The sequence below is a fragment of the Streptomyces sp. NPDC030183 genome, from assembly GCF_055573455.1.
Genome location: NZ_JBVIBK010000001.1, coordinates 1 through 17889 on the forward strand (window position 1 = coordinate 1; position 17889 = coordinate 17889).

The following is a 17889-nucleotide window of genomic DNA, read 5'->3' on the forward strand; positions in this document are numbered from 1 at the left end:
CCCGTGTACTGGACGTACTCGGGTCGGGGCCCGGTGCGTCGAGAGCACGTGCATGGCGTCGCGGGGTAGGTGGGAATTTGACGACAGGGCCTAGGTGGGCGAGCTGAGCCTCTTGTCGAGGAGTGCTCGCAGGGCGTCCACATCTCTGGTGACCCGCTTCGGGAGCAGGACGGGCGCCGGGGCGTACGCGTGCGCGTCCAGGAGGACGAAGGTGCCGCGGGTCTCCGCGTAGCGGGTGATCTCGTTCCAGCGGGACATACGGGGCGTGCCCCGGTCCGTGGTGGTCGTCACGCCCCAGAGGTCCAGCACCGTGCGGTGCACGCCCCTGGCCGCCGCCCGGCGGTGCAGGCGGCGGGCCTGCGCCCAGGGCAGGACGACCAGGCCGATGAGGGCCGCGGCCAGGCCCACGAGTGCCTGGGCTCCCGGTGAACCGCCGAGCGCCAGGGACACGGCCGTGACGAGGGCGCCCGCGCCCGCGGCGAAGAACAGCAGGCCCTGCCCCCAGCGGCCGGCGGCCGAGGCGCGCGTGGCGACACGCAGCGCCTCGCGGAAGTCCCCGACCGTCGCGCGGTACACCAGCTCGACGTGCTCCCCACCGGCCTCGGCCACGGGTCAGTCCTCCTGTCGGCCTTCCATCGCCAGCAGTTCCTCGTTCGGGATGGCGCCGCCGAAGCGGCGGTCGCGGGAGGCGAACTCCACGCAGGCGCGCCACAGGTCGCGGCGGTCGAAGTCCGGCCAGAGGACGTCCTGGAAGACCATCTCGGCGTACGCGCTCTGCCAGAGCAGGTAGTTGGAGGTGCGCTGCTCCCCGCTGGGCCGCAGGAACAGGTCGACGTCGGGCATGTCCGGGTAGTAGAGGTACTTCGCGAAGGTCTTCTCGGTGACCTTGGAGGGGTCGAGGCGGCCCGCGCGGACGTCCTCGGCGAGGGCCTGCGCGGCGTCGGCGATCTCGGCGCGGCCGCCGTAGTTCATGCAGAAGTACAGGGTCAGCAGGTCGTTGCCCTTGGTCTGCTCCTGGGCGACCTGGAGTTCCTTGGCGACGGACTTCCACAGCTTGGGCATCCGGCCCACCCAGCGGACACGGATGCCGAGTTCGTCGAGCTGGTCGCGGGTCTTGCGGATGAAGTCGCGGTTGAAGTTCATCAGGAAGCGGACCTCGTCGGGCGAGCGCTTCCAGTTCTCGGTGGAGAAGGCGTAGAGGGAGATGTTGCGCACGCCGATCTCGATCGAGCCCTGGAGGACGTCCAGGACGCGCTCGGCGCCGACCTTGTGGCCCTCGGTGCGCGGCAGCCCCCGCTCCTTGGCCCAGCGGCCGTTGCCGTCCATGACGATCGCCACGTGGTTGGGGACCAGTTCGCCGGGGAGCTTGGGCGCGCGGGCACCGGACGGGTGCGGCACGGGCGACTTGTACTCGCGGCGCTGACGCCCCAGGAACCCGCGTACCACCATGTGTTTCTCGTCTCCTCTGTCATGCTCTACGACTGTGGTGCTCTAAGACCGTGGTGCTCTACGACTTTTCCACGTACCGAAGTGAGCGCAGTCCGCGCTCCAGGTGCCAGTGCAGATAGGCGGACACCAGTCCGCTCCCCTCCCTGACGTACCGCGGCTCACAGGCGTCCGCGGTCGCCCAGTCCCCCGTCAGCAGCGCGCCGAGGAGTTCCAGGGCCTGCGCAGAGGGTACGACGCTGCCGGGTACCCGGCAGTCCACGCAGACCGAGCCGCCGGCCGCGACCGAGAAGAACCGGTTGGGTCCGGGCAGCCCGCACCTGGCGCAGTCGCTGAAGGTGGGGGCGTAGCCGTTGACCGCGAGGGAGCGCAGCAGGAAGGCGTCGAGGACGAGATGCGGGGCGTGTTCACCGCGGGCGAGGGTGCGCAGTCCGCCGACGAGCAGCAGGTACTGCTGCACGGCGGGCTCGCCCTCGTGGTCGGTGAACCGCTCGGCCGTCTCCAGCATGGCCGTCCCGGCGGTGTAGCGGGCGTAGTCGGTGACGATGCCGCCGCCGTAGGGCGCGATCGTCTCGCTCTGGGTGCACAAGGGCAGTCCGCGGCCGATCAGTTCGCTGCCCCGCGCGAAGAACTGCACGTCCACATGGGAGAACGGCTCCAGTCGCGCCCCGAACTTCGACTTGGTGCGCCGCACCCCCCGGGCCACGGCCCGTACGCGTCCGTGACCGCGGGTGAGCAGCGTGATGATCCGGTCCGCCTCGCCCAGCTTCTGGGTGCGCAGCACGATGCCGTCGTCGCGGAACAGACTCATGGGCCCATTCTCGCCTACGACGGCGCCGAGGCGGACCGCGATCAGAGGGCGGCCTTCACTCGGTCAGGGGGCCGGCTTCAAGGGACCTCCCCACGGCCGCGGGCGTTCTCGTGGGCGGTCGCGGCGCGCAGCCGCTCCGTCGTCGTCGCGGCCCGTACGGCCCTGGGCGGGCAGTCCCACTCGCGTCCCCCGCCCACGGGCCGCAGTTGGACGTACGGCCCCTCGTGGCCCATGACCCGGCCGACCTGCCCGGTGCGGGTGTCCACCGCGTAGGTGCCGATCGGCGGCTTCCTGCCGTTGCCGTTCACCGCGGGGCCGCCGGGTGCCGGGCGGCGGACCGCGCTCCCGTGGTTCTCGCGGGTCCCCGCGCCAGTTCCTCCACCGTGTCCTCCGCCTCACTCGACGCGCCGCGCCGGGTCTCGTCCCCCGAGCCCTTCGCCCATTGCCTTCACGGTGCTACCCCCGCCGTATCGAGTTTCACTCTTCGCATCCCCACGGTGACCCGCTGTGTCTAGACTCGGCAGGAGTCTGTGCTTCACGCCCCCTGGGGGCCGTCGACGCGGCATGATCGGCGCCGGGTGTGGCACCTCGTCCTCATGCACACCTCGCGAGTCCGGTGCGGCGAGCCCGTCACCACCGTGTTCACCTGGCAGGTGCGGCCCGGCAAGGAGGACGTCTTCGAGGAGTGGACCCGGGGCGTCACGCGCAGCGCCTCCCGGTTCCCCGGCAACGAGGGCGTCGCCTGGCTGCGGCCCGAGGAGGGGCACCGTTTCCACGCGGTCCTGCGCTTCTCCGACCCCGAGCGGCTGGGGGCCTGGCTGACCTCGGCGGAGCGGGCGCGCTGGCACGCGCGGATCGACGGCGTCGCCACGGAGGTCAGCAGCGAACGGCAGTCCACCACCGGCATGGAGACCTGGTTCGATCTGCCGGGCACGAACGGGCCGGCCCCGCCGCGCTGGAAGATGGCGCTGACGACGTTCCTGGGCGCCTATCCGTTCACGCTGCTCGTCCAGTGGCTGGTGGCCCCGCACACCGCCGGCTGGCCGCTGCCGCTGCGCGCGGCGGTCTTCCCGCTGGTCCTGCTGCCGACGCTGACGTTCGCGGTCATGCCGTTCCTCAGCAGGCTGTTGCGGAGATGGCTGTATCCGTCGCCCTCGTCCACGCGATGACGCACACTGGCCGGCGTGACCGCCGCCGATCCGCTGACCGCCGCCGAGCCTTCTCTGCGTCCGCTGCCCGAACGGGCCGCCGCGCTGCTGCGGGACCTCGGGGCGCCGCCTCGGCTCGCCGCGCACCTGCGGCTCGTGCACGACGTGGCGGCCCGACTGGCCGACTGGGTGGAACGCCGGTACCCGGAGCTGCCGTTCGACCGGACGGCGGTGCTGTTCGGGGCGGCCACGCACGACATCGGCAAGACGGAGCACGCCGAGGAGCTGTCCGGCCCCGGCTCCGCGCACGAGGAGGCGGGACGCCGGCTGCTGCTGGCCCGCGGGGTGGAGCCGGAACTGGCCCGGTTCGCGGGGACCCACGCCGCGTGGGCCGCGGACCCGGACGTGGGCTTCGAGGACCTGCTGGTGAGCCTGGCCGACAAGGTGTGGAAGAACAAACGGGTGTCGGAGCTGGAGGACCTGGTGGTCGGACGGCTGGCCGGGGCGAGCGGCCGCCCCGTGTGGGAGGAGTTCCTGGCCCTCGACGACCTGCTCGCCGCCCTGGGTGCCGACGCGGACCGGAGGCTGGCATTCCAGGCGGCGTATCCCGTACGCCCGTAATCCCCGCCTCCGCCACATCACTCGCACAGGTCGCCCACGGGGACATGTCGAATCTCCGCTTCGTCCACCTAAGATTCCCTCTGGTTCCCCCGATTTACGACAACTCTCCGGCGCATCACGCGTCCTGGGAAACCACTCGGCGTACATCAGCGTCGAACGTTGCGTGAGCAACCGCTGTCCCGGCGGTCCGACGGCACGGAAGATGGGGACCCGTGGAGCTGGAATTCCGACTGCTCGGCCCGGTCGAGGCGTGGCACGCGGGGAGACCTCTGCGGCTGGGCGGCCCCAAGCCCCGCGCGCTGCTGGCCGTGCTGCTGCTGCGGGCCGGGCAGGTGGTGCCCGCGGACGTGCTGGTCGACGCGGTGTGGGGCGAGGATCCCCCGGACACCGCGCGGGCCCTGGTGCAGACGTACGTGTCGGCGCTGCGGCGGGCGTTGCCCGGTCAGGCGGCGGACGCGATCGAGACGCGGCCGCCCGGGTACCTGATGCGGCCGGGGGTCGGGCGGGTCGACCTGGCGGAGTTCGAGGCGCTGACGGCCGAGGGCCGGCAGGCCGCCGCCGCGGGTGATCACGAGCGCGCCGCGCTGCTGCTGCGGGCGGCCTCGGACCTGTGGCGCGGTCCGGCGCTCGGCGGGGTCGGTGACGCGCTGCGGGGCGAGGCCGGGCGGCTGGAGGAGGCCCGGCAGGCGGCGCTGGAGGAACGCATCGCCGCGGAGCTGGAGGCCGGGGGCCACGAGGCGGAGCTGGTCACCGAACTGACGGCGCTGGTGGGGGCGCATCCGACACGGGAGCGGCTGCGCGGGCAGCTGATGCTGGGGCTGTACCGGCTGGGCCGGCAGGCGGACGCCCTCGCCGTCCACGCGGAGGGGCGGGCGGTGCTCGCCGACGAGCTGGGCCTCGACCCCGGACCGGAGCTGACCCGGCTGTACGAGGCCATCCTGCGGGCCGATCCTGAGCTGCTGGCGCCCGGCGCCACCACCGCCGCCGGGCGGGGCGCGGCCACCGTGCCCCGGACGGTGTCGCTCCTGCCGCCCGCCATCGGGGACTTCACCGGGCGCGAGGAGGAACTGGCGGGCGTCGTCGAGGGGTTGTCCGGGGAGCGGGAGGCGATGCCCGTCGTCGTGGTGTCGGGGGCCGCCGGGGTCGGCAAGTCGACGCTCGCCGTGCAGGCCGCGCACCGGGTGGCGGGCGCGTACCCCGACGGGCAGCTGTACGCCGAACTCCACGGTTTCAGCGAGCCCGTACCGCCCGCCGAGGTGCTGGGCCGGCTGCTGCGGGCCCTCGGCGCCGATCCGCCGGAGGACACCGCGGAGCGCGGCGACCTGTTCCGCAGCCTCGTCGCCGGACGGCGGATCCTGCTGGTGCTGGACGACGCGGGCGGCGAGGCCCAGGTCCGGCCGCTGCTGCCGGGCAGTGCGACCTGCGGGGTGCTGGTCACCTCGCGGGCCCGGCTCGGCGGCCTGATCGGGGCGCGGCGCACCGACCTCGACGTGCTGGACGACGTCCGCGGTCTGGAGCTGCTGACCCGGGTGACCGGCCCGGAACGCACCCCGGACGAGCCCCGTGAGGAGGCCGCCGCCCGCCGGATCGTCGAGCTGTGCGGGGGGCTGCCGCTGGCGCTGCGGATCGCGGGCGCCCGGCTGGCGACCCGGCGGCACTGGACGCCGAGCGTGCTCGCCGCGCGCCTCGCCGACGAGCACCGCCGGCTCGACGAGCTGGCGGTCGGCGACCTGGCCGTACGGGCCAGCCTCGGCCTGAGCTACCAGGCGCTGGACGAGGACGCGCGCCGGGTGCTGCGGCGGATCGCCACGCTGGGCTCGGCCGATGTCGCCGTGTGGGCGGTGGCCGCGCTCGCCGGCACCCCGGAGGACGAGGCGGAGGAGGTCCTGGAGCGGCTCCTCGACGCCCAGTTGATCGACTGCCCCGGCACCGACCACATCGGGCAGCCCCGCTACCGCCTGCACGACCTGGTCCGTGTCTACGCCGCCGAACGCGCCGAGGCGGAGGACCCGCCCGGTGACCGCACGGCGGCGGTGGGCCGGGCGCTGTCCGCGGGGCTGTGGCTGATGGACCGGGTGACGAAGGCGGCGCCGTCGGGCGCGGTGGTCCTCAGGCAGAGCTTCGCGCTCAAGGGGCGCGGGAGCGTCCCCTGTGCCCCCTCACCGCAAGGGCGCGACCGGTTCGGGGCGGGCGACTTCGCCGAGGCTCCTCCCCCCGTCGGCGCCCGCACCACCCGCCTCGCCCTTGCCGACCCCTTCTCCTGGTTCGACGCGGAGGCGGACACCCTGACCTCGGCGGTCGAGCGCGCGGCGGCCCTGGGCCTGCACACCCTCGCCTGTGAGGCGGCGGCGGCCCTGTGCTCCTCGTCGTTCGCCATCAAGAACCGCTTCGACGCCTGGTGGCGCAGCCATGACGCCGCGCTCGCCGCGGCCCGCCGCGCCGAGGACCGCTCGGGCGAGGCCCTGCTGATCATCGGCCTCGGGCAGCTGCGGTACGAGCAGGACCGGATAGCGGAGGCCCAGGAGTACTTCCGCACCGCCGAGCGGATCTGCACCGAACTCGGCGACGTCCGGGGCCGTTCCGCCGCGCTCGCCGGACTGGGCAGCGCCTGCCGGGAGGTCGGCGAACTGCGCGAGGCGGAACGCGCGCTGACCGACGCGGCCGACGGCTTCCGGCGGGTCGGCGACGACACCGGGGTCGGGGTCGCCTGCCGGTACGGCGGTTCCGTACGGCTGGAACTCGGCGACCAGGAAGGGGCGTTCCCCCTGCTCGACGAGTCGCTGCGGGCGTACCGGCGGCTCGGCAGCCGGCGCGGCGAGGCGCTGGCGCTGCGCACGCTCAGCCTGGTGCACCGCTCGCTCGGCGCGTACGAGGAGGCCGCGCGGGTGGCCGAGCAGGCGCTGGAAATCCTGCGCGCCCTCGGCGACCCGCACATGGCGGCGTACGCCCTGCGGGCCCGCGCCAAGGCCCGGCTGCGGCTGGGGCACACCCGGGAGGCGGAGGCGCAGCTGCGGGAGATCCTGGAGGTCTGCCGGGTCCACGAGGACCGGTTCGGTGAGGCGCTGACCCTGCGCACGCTGGGCGAGTGCGCCTTCGCGGACGGCCGCCCGGCGGACGCGGACGGGCTGCTGACCGCCTCGGCGGCCCTCTGGGAGGTTCTCGCCCTGCCCCTCCCCCGCGCTCGCGCGCTGCGCGACCTGTCCGCCGTCCGCGCCGCCCTCGGCGACCCGGAGGGCGCCGCCGCGCTGCGTGCCGAGGCCATGGCGGTCTTCGAGGCGTGCGAGGCCCGGGAGCGGTACGAACCGTGGCCGGGGGCGCCGGAGTAGCTCTGCCGGGCCGCTTCGGCGCGGCTTGAAGTCGCTTGCGGCCGACTTGCAGAGAACTTCCAGCGGAGCCCGGCATTCTCGGGGTTCTCGGGGGAACAACGGATCGGCCGGGCGACCACCGCCCGGCCGGTCGGCCCACCGGAACGCACAGGGGACGGACCGGCGGGAACATGAACACAGTGGGATCAGGACGGCAGAACGGACGGGGAACACCACCGTCGCCAGGCCACAGACCACCACTCAAGGGGGGAAGCCCCCGGGGAGGGACATCAGGGGATCAGGTCCCTCCCCGGGGCGCGACCTCATCCCCCGCAGCACACCTCCGGTACGAGGCCCAGGAAGCACTCGGGACTCGTGGACCCTGTGGAAGACGACGCATGCCTTCGATCATCCTCATGAGCGACCCTGAGGTCGCGCGCGTCCCGGTCCGGGACTGCGGTGAACCCCTCGTCGATCTGAGGGAGCTGCCCTTCGTGGTGGTCGACCCGCGCCAGGCCGACGCGGAGGGCGCGTTCGCGCACCTGCGCGAGGGCGTGGCCTGGCGGCTGGCCAGGGCCGCCCGGCTGCTGCCGGACGGTCTGCGGCTGCTGGTGACCGAGGGGTACCGGCCGTTGGCACTGCAGACCACGTACTTCGAGGCGTACGCGGCCGAGTTGCGGCTGGCCAACCCGGACTGGCCGGAGGACCATCTGCGCGAGCAGACCAGCCGTTCCCTCTCCCCGCCGGAGATCGGGCCGCATGTCGCCGGGGCCGCCGTCGATCTCACCCTGTGCACCGTCACGGGGGAGGAGCTCGACATGGGCACCAGGGTCGACGCCAGCCCCGAGGAGAGCGACGACGCCTGCTACACCGACGCGCCGCACATCTCCGAGGCGGCCCGCGGCAACCGCCGCACCCTCTCGGCGGCGCTCACCACGGCCGGGCTGGTCAACTACCCCACCGAGTGGTGGCACTGGTCGTACGGCGACCGCTACTGGGCGCTGATGACCGGGTCGCCGCACGCGCTCTACGGGCCGGCCGAGTTCGGCGGCCCGTAGCCGGGAGGGTCCGGGGGCCTGGGGGCCCGGGACCCTCTCCGTCCCCGCCGTCCCTACCCGTCCCATCCCCGAGGGCTGTACCCGAACCCCTGTTGTCGCCTCGGCGGCAAACCCCGTAGCGGGGGTTCACGGGCAGCACCCTGCGGATGGGGCGGGCAGGGACGGTGGGGGCTTGTCCCGCCCAAGGCAGAGCGGCCGACCGGCAGGGCGGCAGCCGGTCCGGTTCCGCCCGTCGGGTTCCGCCGGTCAGGTCCCGAAGCGGCGTACGTAGCGTCGCTGCCACGGGGTCTCCACCGCGTGCCGGTCGTAGTGCCGGCGCACATACGCGACGGCCTCCTCCGGCGGTACGCCGTCCAGGACCGCCAGACAGGCCAGTGCGGTGCCGGTACGGCCCCGGCCGCCGCCGCAGGCGACCTCGACACGCTCGCCGGACGCCCGTTCCCACACGTCCCGGAGCACCTTCGCCGCCTCCGCCCGGTCGGCGGGCAGCCGGAAGTCGGGCCACCGCAACCAGTGCGCCGGCCAGGGCACTGCGGGCGGTTCCTTGCCGAGCAGATACACCGCGTACGTCGGCGCGGCCCCCTCGGGCAGCGGATGCCGCAGCCCCCGCCCGCGCACCAGCCGCCCGGACGGCAGCCTCAGCACTCCGGCGGCAGCCGGGCTCCAGGGTTCGATCGGGTCGGTCATCCGGCCAGCCTAGGCCCTGTCGTCACATTCCCGCCGTCGCCTGGAGGGCGACCCCGCGGCGTCAGGTGCGTGCTCTCGGCGTGCCGGGCCCTGACCCGTGTACTGGACGTACTCGGGTCGGGGCCCGGTGCGTCGAGAGCGCGTGCATGGCGTCGCGGGGTAGGCGGGAATGTGACGCCAGGGCCTAGCGGGGTGCGTCGCGGCTCGCCGTGCGCTCCGTGGAAGCCGTCGCCGCGCGGGCCTCGATGCCGCGGAAGTGTTCGGACATCGCCCGCTGCGCGCCCTCGACGTCGCGGGCGCGCAGGGCGGCGACGATGTCGCGGTGGCGGCGGACGGTCAGCTCCGGGGCGGGGTCGTCGGTCCAGCCGCGGGCCCCCGCGACGCGCAGGAACACCGTCCAGAAGGCGCCGAGCAGTTGGGGGACGAGCGCGTTGCCGAGGGAGGCGTAGAGGAGTTCGTGGAAGTCACGGTCGAGTTCGGCGACGGGCTCGCCCGCCCGGCCGGCCGCCTCCATCCGGTCGACGACGGCCGCGAGGGCGTCCAGCTCCGCCTCGGTGAGCGTGCCCGCGACCCGGCGTACGAGCCCTTCCTCCAGCACCTCCCGGATCTGGAGGATCTCCGCGAGCGCGGCGGTGTCGCCGTCGGGCCGGGCGAGCGTACGGAAGGTCAGGCCGTCGACGAGGGGCGTCAGGGACGCCTCGCCCACATAGGTGCCGTAGCCGTGCCGGATGTCGACTATGTCGAGGGCCTGGAGCGCCTTGAGGGCCTCGCGGACGGAGTTGCGGCTGACCCCGAGGTCCTCCATCAGCTCCGTCTCGGTGGGCAGCGGTGCCCCCGCCCGCAGTTTGCGGTCGAGGATGAGCTGCATCACCGCGTGCTGGACCTGGCCGCTCACCCGCCGCTCGGGCCGGCGGCGGCCGCCGCTCTCCTGAGACATGCGCCGCATCGTACGCTCGCCGGACCGCCCTCGACCCGCCCGGCGGACCGGAACCACACCGAGGGGCCGGGGGAACGCCGGGTGAACACCGGGTGACCACCCCGGCGAACTCCCTCCCAACGGAGCCTCAACCCTCCTTGTTTCGTACCGGTGTTGGCCCTCCATTGGTCCAACCTCTGGCGGCTACGCCATTCGTGTGCGATCCCTTGACCGCCCCCGGCGGCGCTCCTAAGGTCACGCTGCCCCCTGTAGGACGTAGGACGTCGTACCTCCGTCATCGAGCCCCCACCGCTTCGCTCCCTCGCCGCCTCTTTGGAGGAACCGTGCGCGATGTGACCCATGACGCCCCGGCACCGGCCCGCCGGTCGTTCCTGAAGCACTCCGGCGCGCTGGGCGCGACCGCGGCCCTGTCCCCCGCTCTGGCCGCCTGTTCGGCCGGCCCGGAGTCGACGAACGACACCGGCGGTGGCGGCGGGAGGAACGGCACCCTGACCGCCGTCATCGGCTACGGCAACGACGGCAGCTGGGACCCGACCCAGACCGCGTCCGCGTTCTGCATGGCCGCCAACCACCACATCTACGAGGGGCTCCTCGACACCGACCCCATCTCCCGCGAGCCGTACGCGGCGCTCGCGACGGCCGTGCCCGGCGACCTCGGCGGCACGTCGTGGCGGTTCGAGCTGCGGCCCGGCGCCACGTTCCACGACGGGAAACCGGTCACCGCCGACGACGTGGTCTTCGTCTACGAGCGGATTCTCGACCCCGGCACCCAGACCCTTGCCAAGGGGTTCTTCGCGAGCTGGCTGAAGGAGGTCCGGAAGATCGACGCGCGGAACGTCGAGCTGGTCCTCAAGTTCCCCTTCCCCGAGGGCGTCTCCCGGCTGACCCTGGCGAAGATCATGCCGAAGCACGTCTTCTCCCGGCCGGGCGCCTGGGAGGAGGCCGTCAAGGGCAAGGCCGTCGGGTCGGGGCCGTACCGGCAGACGGCCCACCACCCGAAGTCCAACACGACGTTCGAGGCGTACGCCGACTACAACGGGCCCCGCCCGGCCGCGTTCAGGAAGATGAACTGGCTGACCATCGTGGACGCCGCGCCCCGGGTCGCGAGGATCTCCGGGGCGAGCGCGGGGGCGCAGATCGCCGACAACATCCCGTACGCCAACATCGGGCAGCTGGAGAAGGGCGGGATGACCGTCCAGGGCGGCTCCGGGATGAACAACCTCTTCCTGATGTTCAACACCCGGCACAAGCCCTTCGACGACGTCCGCGTCCGGCAGGCCCTGCACTACGCCATCGACCGCGACAAGATGATCGAGGTCGCCCTGAAGGGGCACGGGACACCGGCGAGTTCCTTCCTGAACGAGGGCAACCCGAGCTACCGGCCGGCGAAGACGGTGTACGGGTACGACCCGGAGAAGGCGAAGGCGCTGCTGGCCGAGGCGGGCGTGCGCGGGCTGAAGGTCGACATCCTCGCGGTGAACGTGAGCTGGATCGTCGACTGCCTGCCGACCGTGAAGGCGTCCTGGGACGCGATCGGCGTCGAGACGACGCTCTCGCCGCAGGAGACGACCGCCGTGTTCACCAAGATGGACCAGAAGCAGGACTACCAGGTCGTGGCCGCCGCCTCGAACCCGAACCAGTTCGGCCTCGACGCGGATCTGATCATGCACTACAACTACGGCCCCCAGAACCTGTGGATGCGGTACGCGCGCTGGGCCGACGACGCCGTGGCCAAGAAGCTGTTCAGGGACATGGACCGGGCCACCCGGGAGCCGGACGCCGACCGGAAGAAGGCGATGGTCCAGGACTACATCGACGTCGTCGCCGAACAGGCCGTGCTGTACCCGGTGGTCCACAACGAGCTGATGACGGCGTGGGACCCGAAGCGGCTGTCGGGGATAAGGGCACAGCCCTATCCGGGGATCAACCTGCTCCAGGCCAAGTGGGTCTAGCGTGATCGCCGTCCTGCGCATCCTGCTCCGGCGGATCGCCCTGCTGGTCCCCCTCGGGCTCGGGATCGTGCTGTTCGTCTTCGTCGTCATGCGGTTCTCGGACGTCGACCCGGCGTCCGCGTTCTTCCAGGGCGCCAATCCCACCCCGGAGCAACTGCACGCGTTCCGGGAGGAGAACGGCCTCCTCGACCCGCTGCCGGTGCGCTACGTCGCCTTCGTCGGGGATCTGCTCCACGGCGACATGGGGACCAGCGCGCTCACCCGGGCCCCGGTGGTCGAGCAGGTCACCACCGCCCTTCCCCTCACCCTCCAGCTGACCTTCCTCGGGCTGGGCATCGCCGTGGTGCTGGCGCTGCTCGGCGGGGTCACGGCGGCCATCCACCGGGACCGGCTGCCGGACCAGATCATCCGCGTGGTGTCGCTGACCGGCGTCGCCGCGCCCGGCTTCTGGCTGGCGCTGCTGATGATCCAGTACCTGGCGGTGGACCTGGGCTGGTTCCCGACCGGCGGTTACGTCAACCCGGCCGACTCCTTCACCGGGTGGCTGAGGACGATGACGCTGCCCGCGCTCGCCCTGTCGCTGCCGGTGGCCGCGCAGCTCACCCGGATCGTGCGGACGGCCGTGGTGGAGGAGCTGGACAAGGACTACGTGCGGACGGCGATCGGGAGCGGCCTGCCCCCGCGGGTCGTCGTGGGCCGCAACGTCCTGCGCAACGCGCTGATCAACCCGCTCACGGTGCTCGGGCTGCGCGTCGGCTATCTGCTGGGCGGGGCGGTCGTCATCGAGACGATCTTCTCGCTGCCCGGCATGGGCAAGTTGATGATCGACGCCGTGAAGAACGGCGACCCGGCGGTCGTCCAGGGCGTCGTCCTGACCACGGCCGCGGGGTTCGTCGTCGTCAACCTCGTCATCGACGTCCTCTACCTGCTGGTGAACCCGCGACTGAGGGATGCGAGCTGATGCGCTGATGTTCGGCCTGCTGGTGACCACGCGCGAACGCCTGACGGACGCCCTGTCCGGACCCGGCGTCCGGCTCCGCTCGTGGCGCGGGCTGCCGGTCCTGTCCCGGGTGGCCGTGTGCTTCCTGGCGGTCGTGGTCCTCACCGCCCTGCTGGCCCCGTTGCTCGCCCCGCACGACCCGCTCGACCAGCGGAGCCTCGTCGGCGGCACGGGCGCGCCCTCCGCCGAGCACTGGATGGGCCAGGACAGCCTCGGCCGGGACATCCTCAGCCGGCTGATGCACGGGGCCCGCTGGTCGCTCGCGATCGGGCTCGGGGCCACCGCGCTGGCGCTGCTCGTGGGCGCGTTCGTGGGGGCCGTGGCCGCGACCTCGCGCAAGGCGGTCGACGAGACCCTGATGCGCTGCCTGGACGTCGTCATGGCGTTCCCGGGCATCGCGCTCGCCGCCGTGCTCGTCGCGGTCTTCGGCGGCGGCATCGAGGTGCTGATCTGCGCGATCGCCTTCCTGTTCACCCCACCGGTCGCCCGGGTCGTGCGGGCCAACGTCCTCGACCAGTACGGCGAGGACTATGTGACGGCCGAGCGGGTCATCGGGGCCCGCACCGCGCACATCGTGGTCCGGCACGTGGCCGTCAACTGCGCGGCGCCCGTCCTGGTGTTCTGCACCGTGCAGGTCGCCGAGGCCATCGTGTTCGAGGCGTCCCTGTCCTTCATCGGCGCGGGCGTACGGCCGCCGGACCCGTCGTGGGGCAGCGTCATCGCGGACGGCAAGAACATGGTGCTGACGGGCGGCTGGTGGGCGACGGTCTTCCCCGGGCTGCTGATGCTGGTCACGGTCCTGTCCCTGAACGTCCTCTCCGAGGGCGTCTCCGACGCCTGGGCGGCCCCGGCGGGCCGGGACACGGAACGCCCGACGGGAGGCGGAGACGGGCACCGGACCGGGGGCGGGGAGCACCGGGCCGGGGGCGGTGGCGGCGCGGTCGGCCCGGCGGCCGTCGGGGCCGGTCCCGGGGAGGCCGTGGAGGACCCCGTGGAGGACCCCGTGGAGGCCGCCGGGGGCGAGGTGGAGCTGCCGGGGCTGGCCGAGGCGGGTCGGCGGCTGCGGGCGCGGGCGCGGCCCCTGCCCACCGGGCGGCCGGTACTGGCCGTGGAGGACCTGGCGATCGGCTTCGACCAGCGGCACCGGGGCGTGGACATCGTCGACGGGATCAGCTTCGAGGTCCGGGCCGGGGAGGTGCTGGGCCTGGTCGGTGAGTCGGGGTGCGGCAAGTCGCTGACCGCGCTGACGGTGATGGGGCTGGAGCCGAAGGGGGCGCGGGTGCGCGGCCGGGTCCGGTTCGGGGAGCGGCAGCTGGTGGGCGAGCCGATGCGGACCCGGCGCCGGCTGCTCGGCCATGAGATGGCGATGGTCTACCAGGACGCCCTGTCCTCGCTGAACCCGGCGATGACGATCCGCGCCCAGCTGGGGCAGGTCGTCCGGCGGGGCGGCGGCCGCACCCCGGCCGAACTGCTGGAGATGGTCGGCCTCGACCCCGTCCGCACCCTCCGCGGCTATCCGCACGAACTCTCCGGCGGACAGCGCCAGCGTGTGCTGATCGCGATGGCCCTGTCCCGCGACCCGAGCCTGATCGTGGCCGACGAACCGACCACGGCCCTGGACGTCACGGTCCAGGCGCAGGTCATCGAGTTGCTGCTGCGGCTGCGCGCGGAACTTGGCTTCGCGCTGGTCCTGGTGTCGCACGATCTGGCGCTGGTCGCGGACGTCACGGACCGGGTGGCGGTGATGTACGGCGGCCGGATCGTCGAGACGGGCGTGACGGCGGACCTCGTGGAGGCCCCCGCCCACCCCTATACGCGCGGCCTGCTCGGCAGCGTCCTGTCGCTGGAGTCGGCGGCCGCGCGGATGACGCAGATCAGGGGGGTCGTCCCCTCCCCCGCCGACTTCCCGGCGGGCTGCCGCTTCGCCGACCGCTGCCCCCGCGCGAGCGAGGTGTGCCACACCACGGTCCCGGCCCTGCGGGGCCCCCGCACCCACACGGCGGCCTGCCACCACCCGGTGGTGGACCTGACCACGACGGATCACGAGGTGACCCGGTGAGCAGCGCACTCGTGGAGGTCTCCGGCGCCCATGTCGTCCACCGGGCGCGCAGCGGCGGCCTCTTCACCCGCGACCGGGTGTACGCCCTGACCGGCGCCGACCTGACGATCGCGCCCGGTGAGACGGTGGGCGTGGTCGGTGAGTCGGGGTGCGGGAAGTCGACGCTGGCGAAGGTGCTGGTGGGTGTGGAGCGGCCGACGGCCGGGACGGTCTCCTTCCGGGGGCGGGACCTGTGGTCCATGGGGCCGGCGGAGCGCCGGGCGACCGTGGGCGCCGGCACCGGCATGATCTTCCAGGACCCGTCCACGGCCCTGAACCGCCGGCTGTCCGTCCGCCGGATCCTGCGTGACCCGCTCGATGTGCACCGGCGCGGCACGCCCGCCGAACGCGAGGAACGGGTGCGGGAGTTGATGGCGCTGGTCGGCCTGCCCGCCGTCCTGGCCGACGGGCTGCCGGGCCGGCTCTCGGGCGGACAGCGTCAGCGGGTGGCCATCGCCCGCGCGCTCGCCCTCGATCCCCCGCTCGTCGTGGCGGACGAGCCGACGAGCGCGCTGGACGTGTCGGTGCGCGCGCAGATCCTGAACCTGCTGCTCGACCTGAAGGAGCGGCTCGGGCTGGCGCTGGTCTTCGTGTCGCACGACATCCAGACGGTGCGGCGGATGAGCGACCGGGTGATCACCATGTACCTGGGGCGGATCGTGGAGGAGTCCCCGGCCGGCGACGTCACCGGCCGGGCCCGGCACCCGTACACACGGGCGCTGTTCTCGGCGACGCCCGGCCTGCTGGACCCGATCGACCCGATCCCGCTGGCGGGCCCGGTGCCGTCGGCCACGCGGCCGCCGAGCGGCTGCCCGTTCCGTACCCGCTGCTGGCGGGCGGACGAGGTGTGCGCGGAGGTCATGCCGGACTTCGCGGCCGCGTCGGCCCCCGCACACCGCTTCCGCTGCCACCATCCTGTGGGGGAGACGGAGTCGACGCGGGACCTGGTCGCCGAGGCCGGGTCCGGGCCGGCGTCCGTCTCCCCGGCCACCGCCATGGCCGTACAGGAGCGCGCCGTACGAGACACCTAGGGAGCAGCCATGACCGTCCCCGCCCCGCTGACCGGAGTCATCCCGCCCGTCTGCACCCCTCTGACACCGGACCGCGAGGTGGACGTCCCCTCCCTGGTCCGGCTGGTCGACCATCTGGTGGCGGGCGGTGTGGACGCGCTGTTCGTGCTGGGGTCGTCGTCGGAGGCGGCGTTCCTGACGGACGCGCAGCGGCGGACGGTGGTGGAGACGGTCGTCGGGCACGTGGGCGGTCAGGTCCCGGTGCTCGCCGGGGCGATCGACATGACGACGCCCCGGGTCCTCGACCACGTCGGGGCGGTGACGGCGGCGGGGGCGGAGGCCGTCGTGGCGACCGCCCCGTTCTACGCGGGCACCCACCCGGCGGAGATCTCCCGCCACTACCGTCTGCTCGGCTCCCGCTCCCCCGTCCCCGTCCTCGCGTACGACATCCCGGTCGCCGTCCACACCAAGCTGCCCGCGGAGGTGGTGCTGGAGCTGGCCGCGCACGGGGTGATCGCCGGGCTGAAGGACTCCAGCGGGGACCTGGCCGGGTTCCGTACGGTCGTCACGGGCGCCCGCGACGACGCCCTCGTGACCGGCTTCGCCGTCCTCACCGGTTCGGAACTGCTCGTGGACGCCGCGCTCGCCATGGGCGCGGACGGCGCGGTCCCCGGCCTGGCCAACGTCGACCCCGCCGGTTACGTCCGGCTGCACCGCCTGTGCCGGGCGGGCGACCGGGAGCGGGCGCGCGCCGAGCAGGAGCGGCTGTGCGCCCTGTTCGGCATGGTCGGCGTCGGCGACCCCCACCGCATGGGCCGGAGTTCCTCCGCCCTGGGCGCGTTCAAGGCGGCCCTGCATCTGCGGGGCGTCATCGCGTGCCCGGCGACGGCGGAGCCCCAGGTGCCGCTGTCGGACGACGAGGTCGCGCGGGTGGGCAAGTTCCTGGCGGCTGCGGGACTGCTCTAGGGACACCCGGGACGGCTGGAAGGCACCGCCGCCCGGCGTCAGGACGGGGTGCGGGCCGCCGCGAGCAGGCGCGTCACCTCGTCCCCGCCGATGGTGAGCGCCGCCCCGACGGTGGAGAGGACGTCGCGCTCGGCGGGGGTGTAGGGGCCGTCCGCGAGGGCGATCCGGGCGCCTTGCAGGAGGATCGCCTCGCGTCCCGCGGGGGCGAGGTGCGGGGCGAGCGGGTCGAGGGCCTCGTGCAGCTCTATCGACAGTCCGGCCGCCGCGCAGGGTTCCCCGAAGAGGCGGCCCGTGTCGGCGGCGAGGGCCTCGACGAGGGCGTCGAGCTGTTCCTCGGTGCAGTCGTCGAAGCCGGCGGAGCGTACGGCGCCGGCGGCGACGCTCAGGGAGGTGCGGGTGCGGGTGCCGCCGGCCGCGAGGACGGCCAGCGCGACGGTGTGGACGGCGTCGCGGAGCATCGCCGAGAGGCGGACGGTGGTGGGGTGGTCGAGGACCTCGGTGCCGTAGTGGTGGCGGCAGGCCGCGCACTCCACGACGGGGCCGGTCTCGCCGCGCGGCAGCACCGGGACGCCGAGGAGGGTGAAGCGGCGGCGTCCGGTGAGGCGCTGGTAGTTGCGGTCGCCTCCGCAGCCGGGGCAGAAGAACTCGCCGTCGCCGACACCGGTCCACGCGATCCTGGTGCCCAGGAGACGCGAGAGCCGCGCGGCACCTCCGGTCGGACCGCCGCTGCCGGCCGGTCCGCCGCGGGCGAGCCCGGCGGCATGGCCGATTGGTCCCCGTCCTGGCAGCACGTCGCACCTCCGTAACTCCACGGCAACATCGCCGCGCTTGCGTGATGTTAGCCACATCG

At 73.6% G+C, this 17889-nt stretch carries 16 protein-coding genes; 9 read left to right on the forward strand and 7 right to left on the reverse strand.

What is annotated here, in order from left to right; genetic code table 11:
- Nucleotides 1-90: 90 nt before the first annotated feature.
- The 4 genes from ACZ4Z2_RS00005 to ACZ4Z2_RS00020 all read right to left on the reverse strand — a co-directional run bounded on the left by ACZ4Z2_RS00005 (nt 91) and on the right by ACZ4Z2_RS00020 (nt 2565).
- A complete protein-coding gene (locus ACZ4Z2_RS00005; protein ID WP_468070693.1) occupies nt 91-609 on the reverse strand; it encodes a YcxB family protein in 519 nt (172 codons plus the stop codon).
- 3 nt (nt 610-612) lie between these two features.
- Nucleotides 613-1449, reverse strand: coding sequence for an isoprenyl transferase (locus tag ACZ4Z2_RS00010; protein WP_468070695.1), 837 nt, complete (start codon nt 1447-1449; stop codon nt 613-615).
- 58 nt (nt 1450-1507) lie between these two features.
- The gene (gene recO, locus ACZ4Z2_RS00015; protein WP_468070697.1) at nt 1508-2257 is read right to left on the reverse strand and encodes a DNA repair protein RecO; all 750 of its coding nucleotides are present in this window, start codon (nt 2255-2257) and stop codon (nt 1508-1510) included.
- A 77-nt stretch (nt 2258-2334) separates the two neighbouring features.
- Nucleotides 2335-2565, reverse strand: coding sequence for a hypothetical protein (locus ACZ4Z2_RS00020; protein ID WP_468070699.1), 231 nt, complete (start codon nt 2563-2565; stop codon nt 2335-2337).
- A gap of 288 nt (nt 2566-2853) precedes the next feature.
- Between ACZ4Z2_RS00020 and ACZ4Z2_RS00025 the strand changes: the two genes are divergently transcribed.
- The 4 genes from ACZ4Z2_RS00025 to ACZ4Z2_RS00040 all read left to right on the forward strand — a co-directional run bounded on the left by ACZ4Z2_RS00025 (nt 2854) and on the right by ACZ4Z2_RS00040 (nt 8389).
- A complete protein-coding gene (locus ACZ4Z2_RS00025) occupies nt 2854-3426 on the forward strand; it encodes an antibiotic biosynthesis monooxygenase (protein ID WP_468070701.1) in 573 nt (190 codons plus the stop codon).
- 15 nt (nt 3427-3441) lie between these two features.
- Nucleotides 3442-4026 (forward strand): HD domain-containing protein, encoded by a 585-nt coding sequence (locus tag ACZ4Z2_RS00030; protein ID WP_468070703.1) that lies wholly within the window; start codon nt 3442-3444, stop codon nt 4024-4026.
- A gap of 212 nt (nt 4027-4238) precedes the next feature.
- On the forward strand, nt 4239-7352 hold the full coding sequence (locus tag ACZ4Z2_RS00035; protein WP_468070705.1) for an AfsR/SARP family transcriptional regulator: 3114 nt from the start codon (nt 4239-4241) through the stop codon (nt 7350-7352).
- Nucleotides 7353-7729: 377 nt separating this feature from the next.
- Nucleotides 7730-8389 (forward strand): M15 family metallopeptidase, encoded by a 660-nt coding sequence (locus ACZ4Z2_RS00040; RefSeq protein WP_468070707.1) that lies wholly within the window; start codon nt 7730-7732, stop codon nt 8387-8389.
- A gap of 246 nt (nt 8390-8635) precedes the next feature.
- On the opposite strand, the gene ACZ4Z2_RS00045 is transcribed toward ACZ4Z2_RS00040, so the two are convergent.
- Nucleotides 8636-9076 carry a protein-tyrosine phosphatase family protein gene (locus ACZ4Z2_RS00045; RefSeq protein ID WP_468070709.1) on the reverse strand — a complete coding sequence of 147 codons (441 nt, stop codon included), beginning with the start codon at nt 9074-9076 and terminating at the stop codon, nt 8636-8638.
- Nucleotides 9077-9260: 184 nt separating this feature from the next.
- Complete coding sequence (locus ACZ4Z2_RS00050; RefSeq protein WP_468070711.1) at nt 9261-10022, reverse strand: FadR/GntR family transcriptional regulator; 762 nt, start codon at nt 10020-10022, stop codon at nt 9261-9263.
- Nucleotides 10023-10336: 314 nt separating this feature from the next.
- Here ACZ4Z2_RS00050 and ACZ4Z2_RS00055 point away from each other — a divergent pair, with 314 nt between their 5' ends.
- From ACZ4Z2_RS00055 to ACZ4Z2_RS00075, 5 genes are read left to right on the forward strand one after another with little or no spacing between them, the layout of a single operon-like run.
- The gene (locus tag ACZ4Z2_RS00055; RefSeq protein ID WP_468070713.1) at nt 10337-11965 is read left to right on the forward strand and encodes an ABC transporter substrate-binding protein; all 1629 of its coding nucleotides are present in this window, start codon (nt 10337-10339) and stop codon (nt 11963-11965) included.
- A 1-nt stretch (nt 11966) separates the two neighbouring features.
- On the forward strand, nt 11967-12926 hold the full coding sequence (locus ACZ4Z2_RS00060) for an ABC transporter permease (protein ID WP_468070715.1): 960 nt from the start codon (nt 11967-11969) through the stop codon (nt 12924-12926).
- Entirely contained in the window at nt 12916-15024 is a 2109-nt protein-coding gene (locus ACZ4Z2_RS00065; RefSeq protein WP_468070717.1) for a dipeptide/oligopeptide/nickel ABC transporter permease/ATP-binding protein, read from the forward strand. The genes ACZ4Z2_RS00060 and ACZ4Z2_RS00065 overlap by 11 nt, the downstream gene beginning before the upstream one ends.
- Nucleotides 15021-16094: an oligopeptide/dipeptide ABC transporter ATP-binding protein gene (locus tag ACZ4Z2_RS00070; protein ID WP_468070719.1), complete on the forward strand. Its 1074-nt coding sequence runs from the start codon at nt 15021-15023 to the stop codon at nt 16092-16094. The genes ACZ4Z2_RS00065 and ACZ4Z2_RS00070 overlap by 4 nt, the downstream gene beginning before the upstream one ends.
- A gap of 9 nt (nt 16095-16103) precedes the next feature.
- On the forward strand, nt 16104-17039 hold the full coding sequence (locus ACZ4Z2_RS00075; protein ID WP_468070721.1) for a dihydrodipicolinate synthase family protein: 936 nt from the start codon (nt 16104-16106) through the stop codon (nt 17037-17039).
- Nucleotides 17040-17077: 38 nt separating this feature from the next.
- Here ACZ4Z2_RS00075 and ACZ4Z2_RS00080 read toward each other — a convergent pair whose 3' ends face one another.
- Nucleotides 17078-17830 carry a tellurite resistance TerB family protein gene (locus ACZ4Z2_RS00080; protein WP_468070723.1) on the reverse strand — a complete coding sequence of 251 codons (753 nt, stop codon included), beginning with the start codon at nt 17828-17830 and terminating at the stop codon, nt 17078-17080.
- Nucleotides 17831-17889 lie beyond the last annotated feature (59 nt).

What these genes read in the sequence shown, in the direction of transcription:
- ACZ4Z2_RS00010 (WP_468070695.1), bottom strand. Translation starts at nt 1,449, where the DNA reads ATGGTGGTACGCGGGTTCCTGGGGCGTCAGCGCCGCGAGTACAAGTCG.
- recO (WP_468070697.1), bottom strand. Translation starts at nt 2,257, where the DNA reads ATGAGTCTGTTCCGCGACGACGGCATCGTGCTGCGCACCCAGAAGCTG.
- ACZ4Z2_RS00025 (WP_468070701.1), top strand. Translation starts at nt 2,854, where the DNA reads ATGCACACCTCGCGAGTCCGGTGCGGCGAGCCCGTCACCACCGTGTTC.
- ACZ4Z2_RS00040 (WP_468070707.1), top strand. Translation starts at nt 7,730, where the DNA reads ATGCCTTCGATCATCCTCATGAGCGACCCTGAGGTCGCGCGCGTCCCG.
- ACZ4Z2_RS00045 (WP_468070709.1), bottom strand. Translation starts at nt 9,076, where the DNA reads ATGACCGACCCGATCGAACCCTGGAGCCCGGCTGCCGCCGGAGTGCTG.
- ACZ4Z2_RS00050 (WP_468070711.1), bottom strand. Translation starts at nt 10,022, where the DNA reads ATGCGGCGCATGTCTCAGGAGAGCGGCGGCCGCCGCCGGCCCGAGCGG.
- ACZ4Z2_RS00065 (WP_468070717.1), top strand. Translation starts at nt 12,916, where the DNA reads ATGCGAGCTGATGCGCTGATGTTCGGCCTGCTGGTGACCACGCGCGAA.
- ACZ4Z2_RS00075 (WP_468070721.1), top strand. Translation starts at nt 16,104, where the DNA reads ATGACCGTCCCCGCCCCGCTGACCGGAGTCATCCCGCCCGTCTGCACC.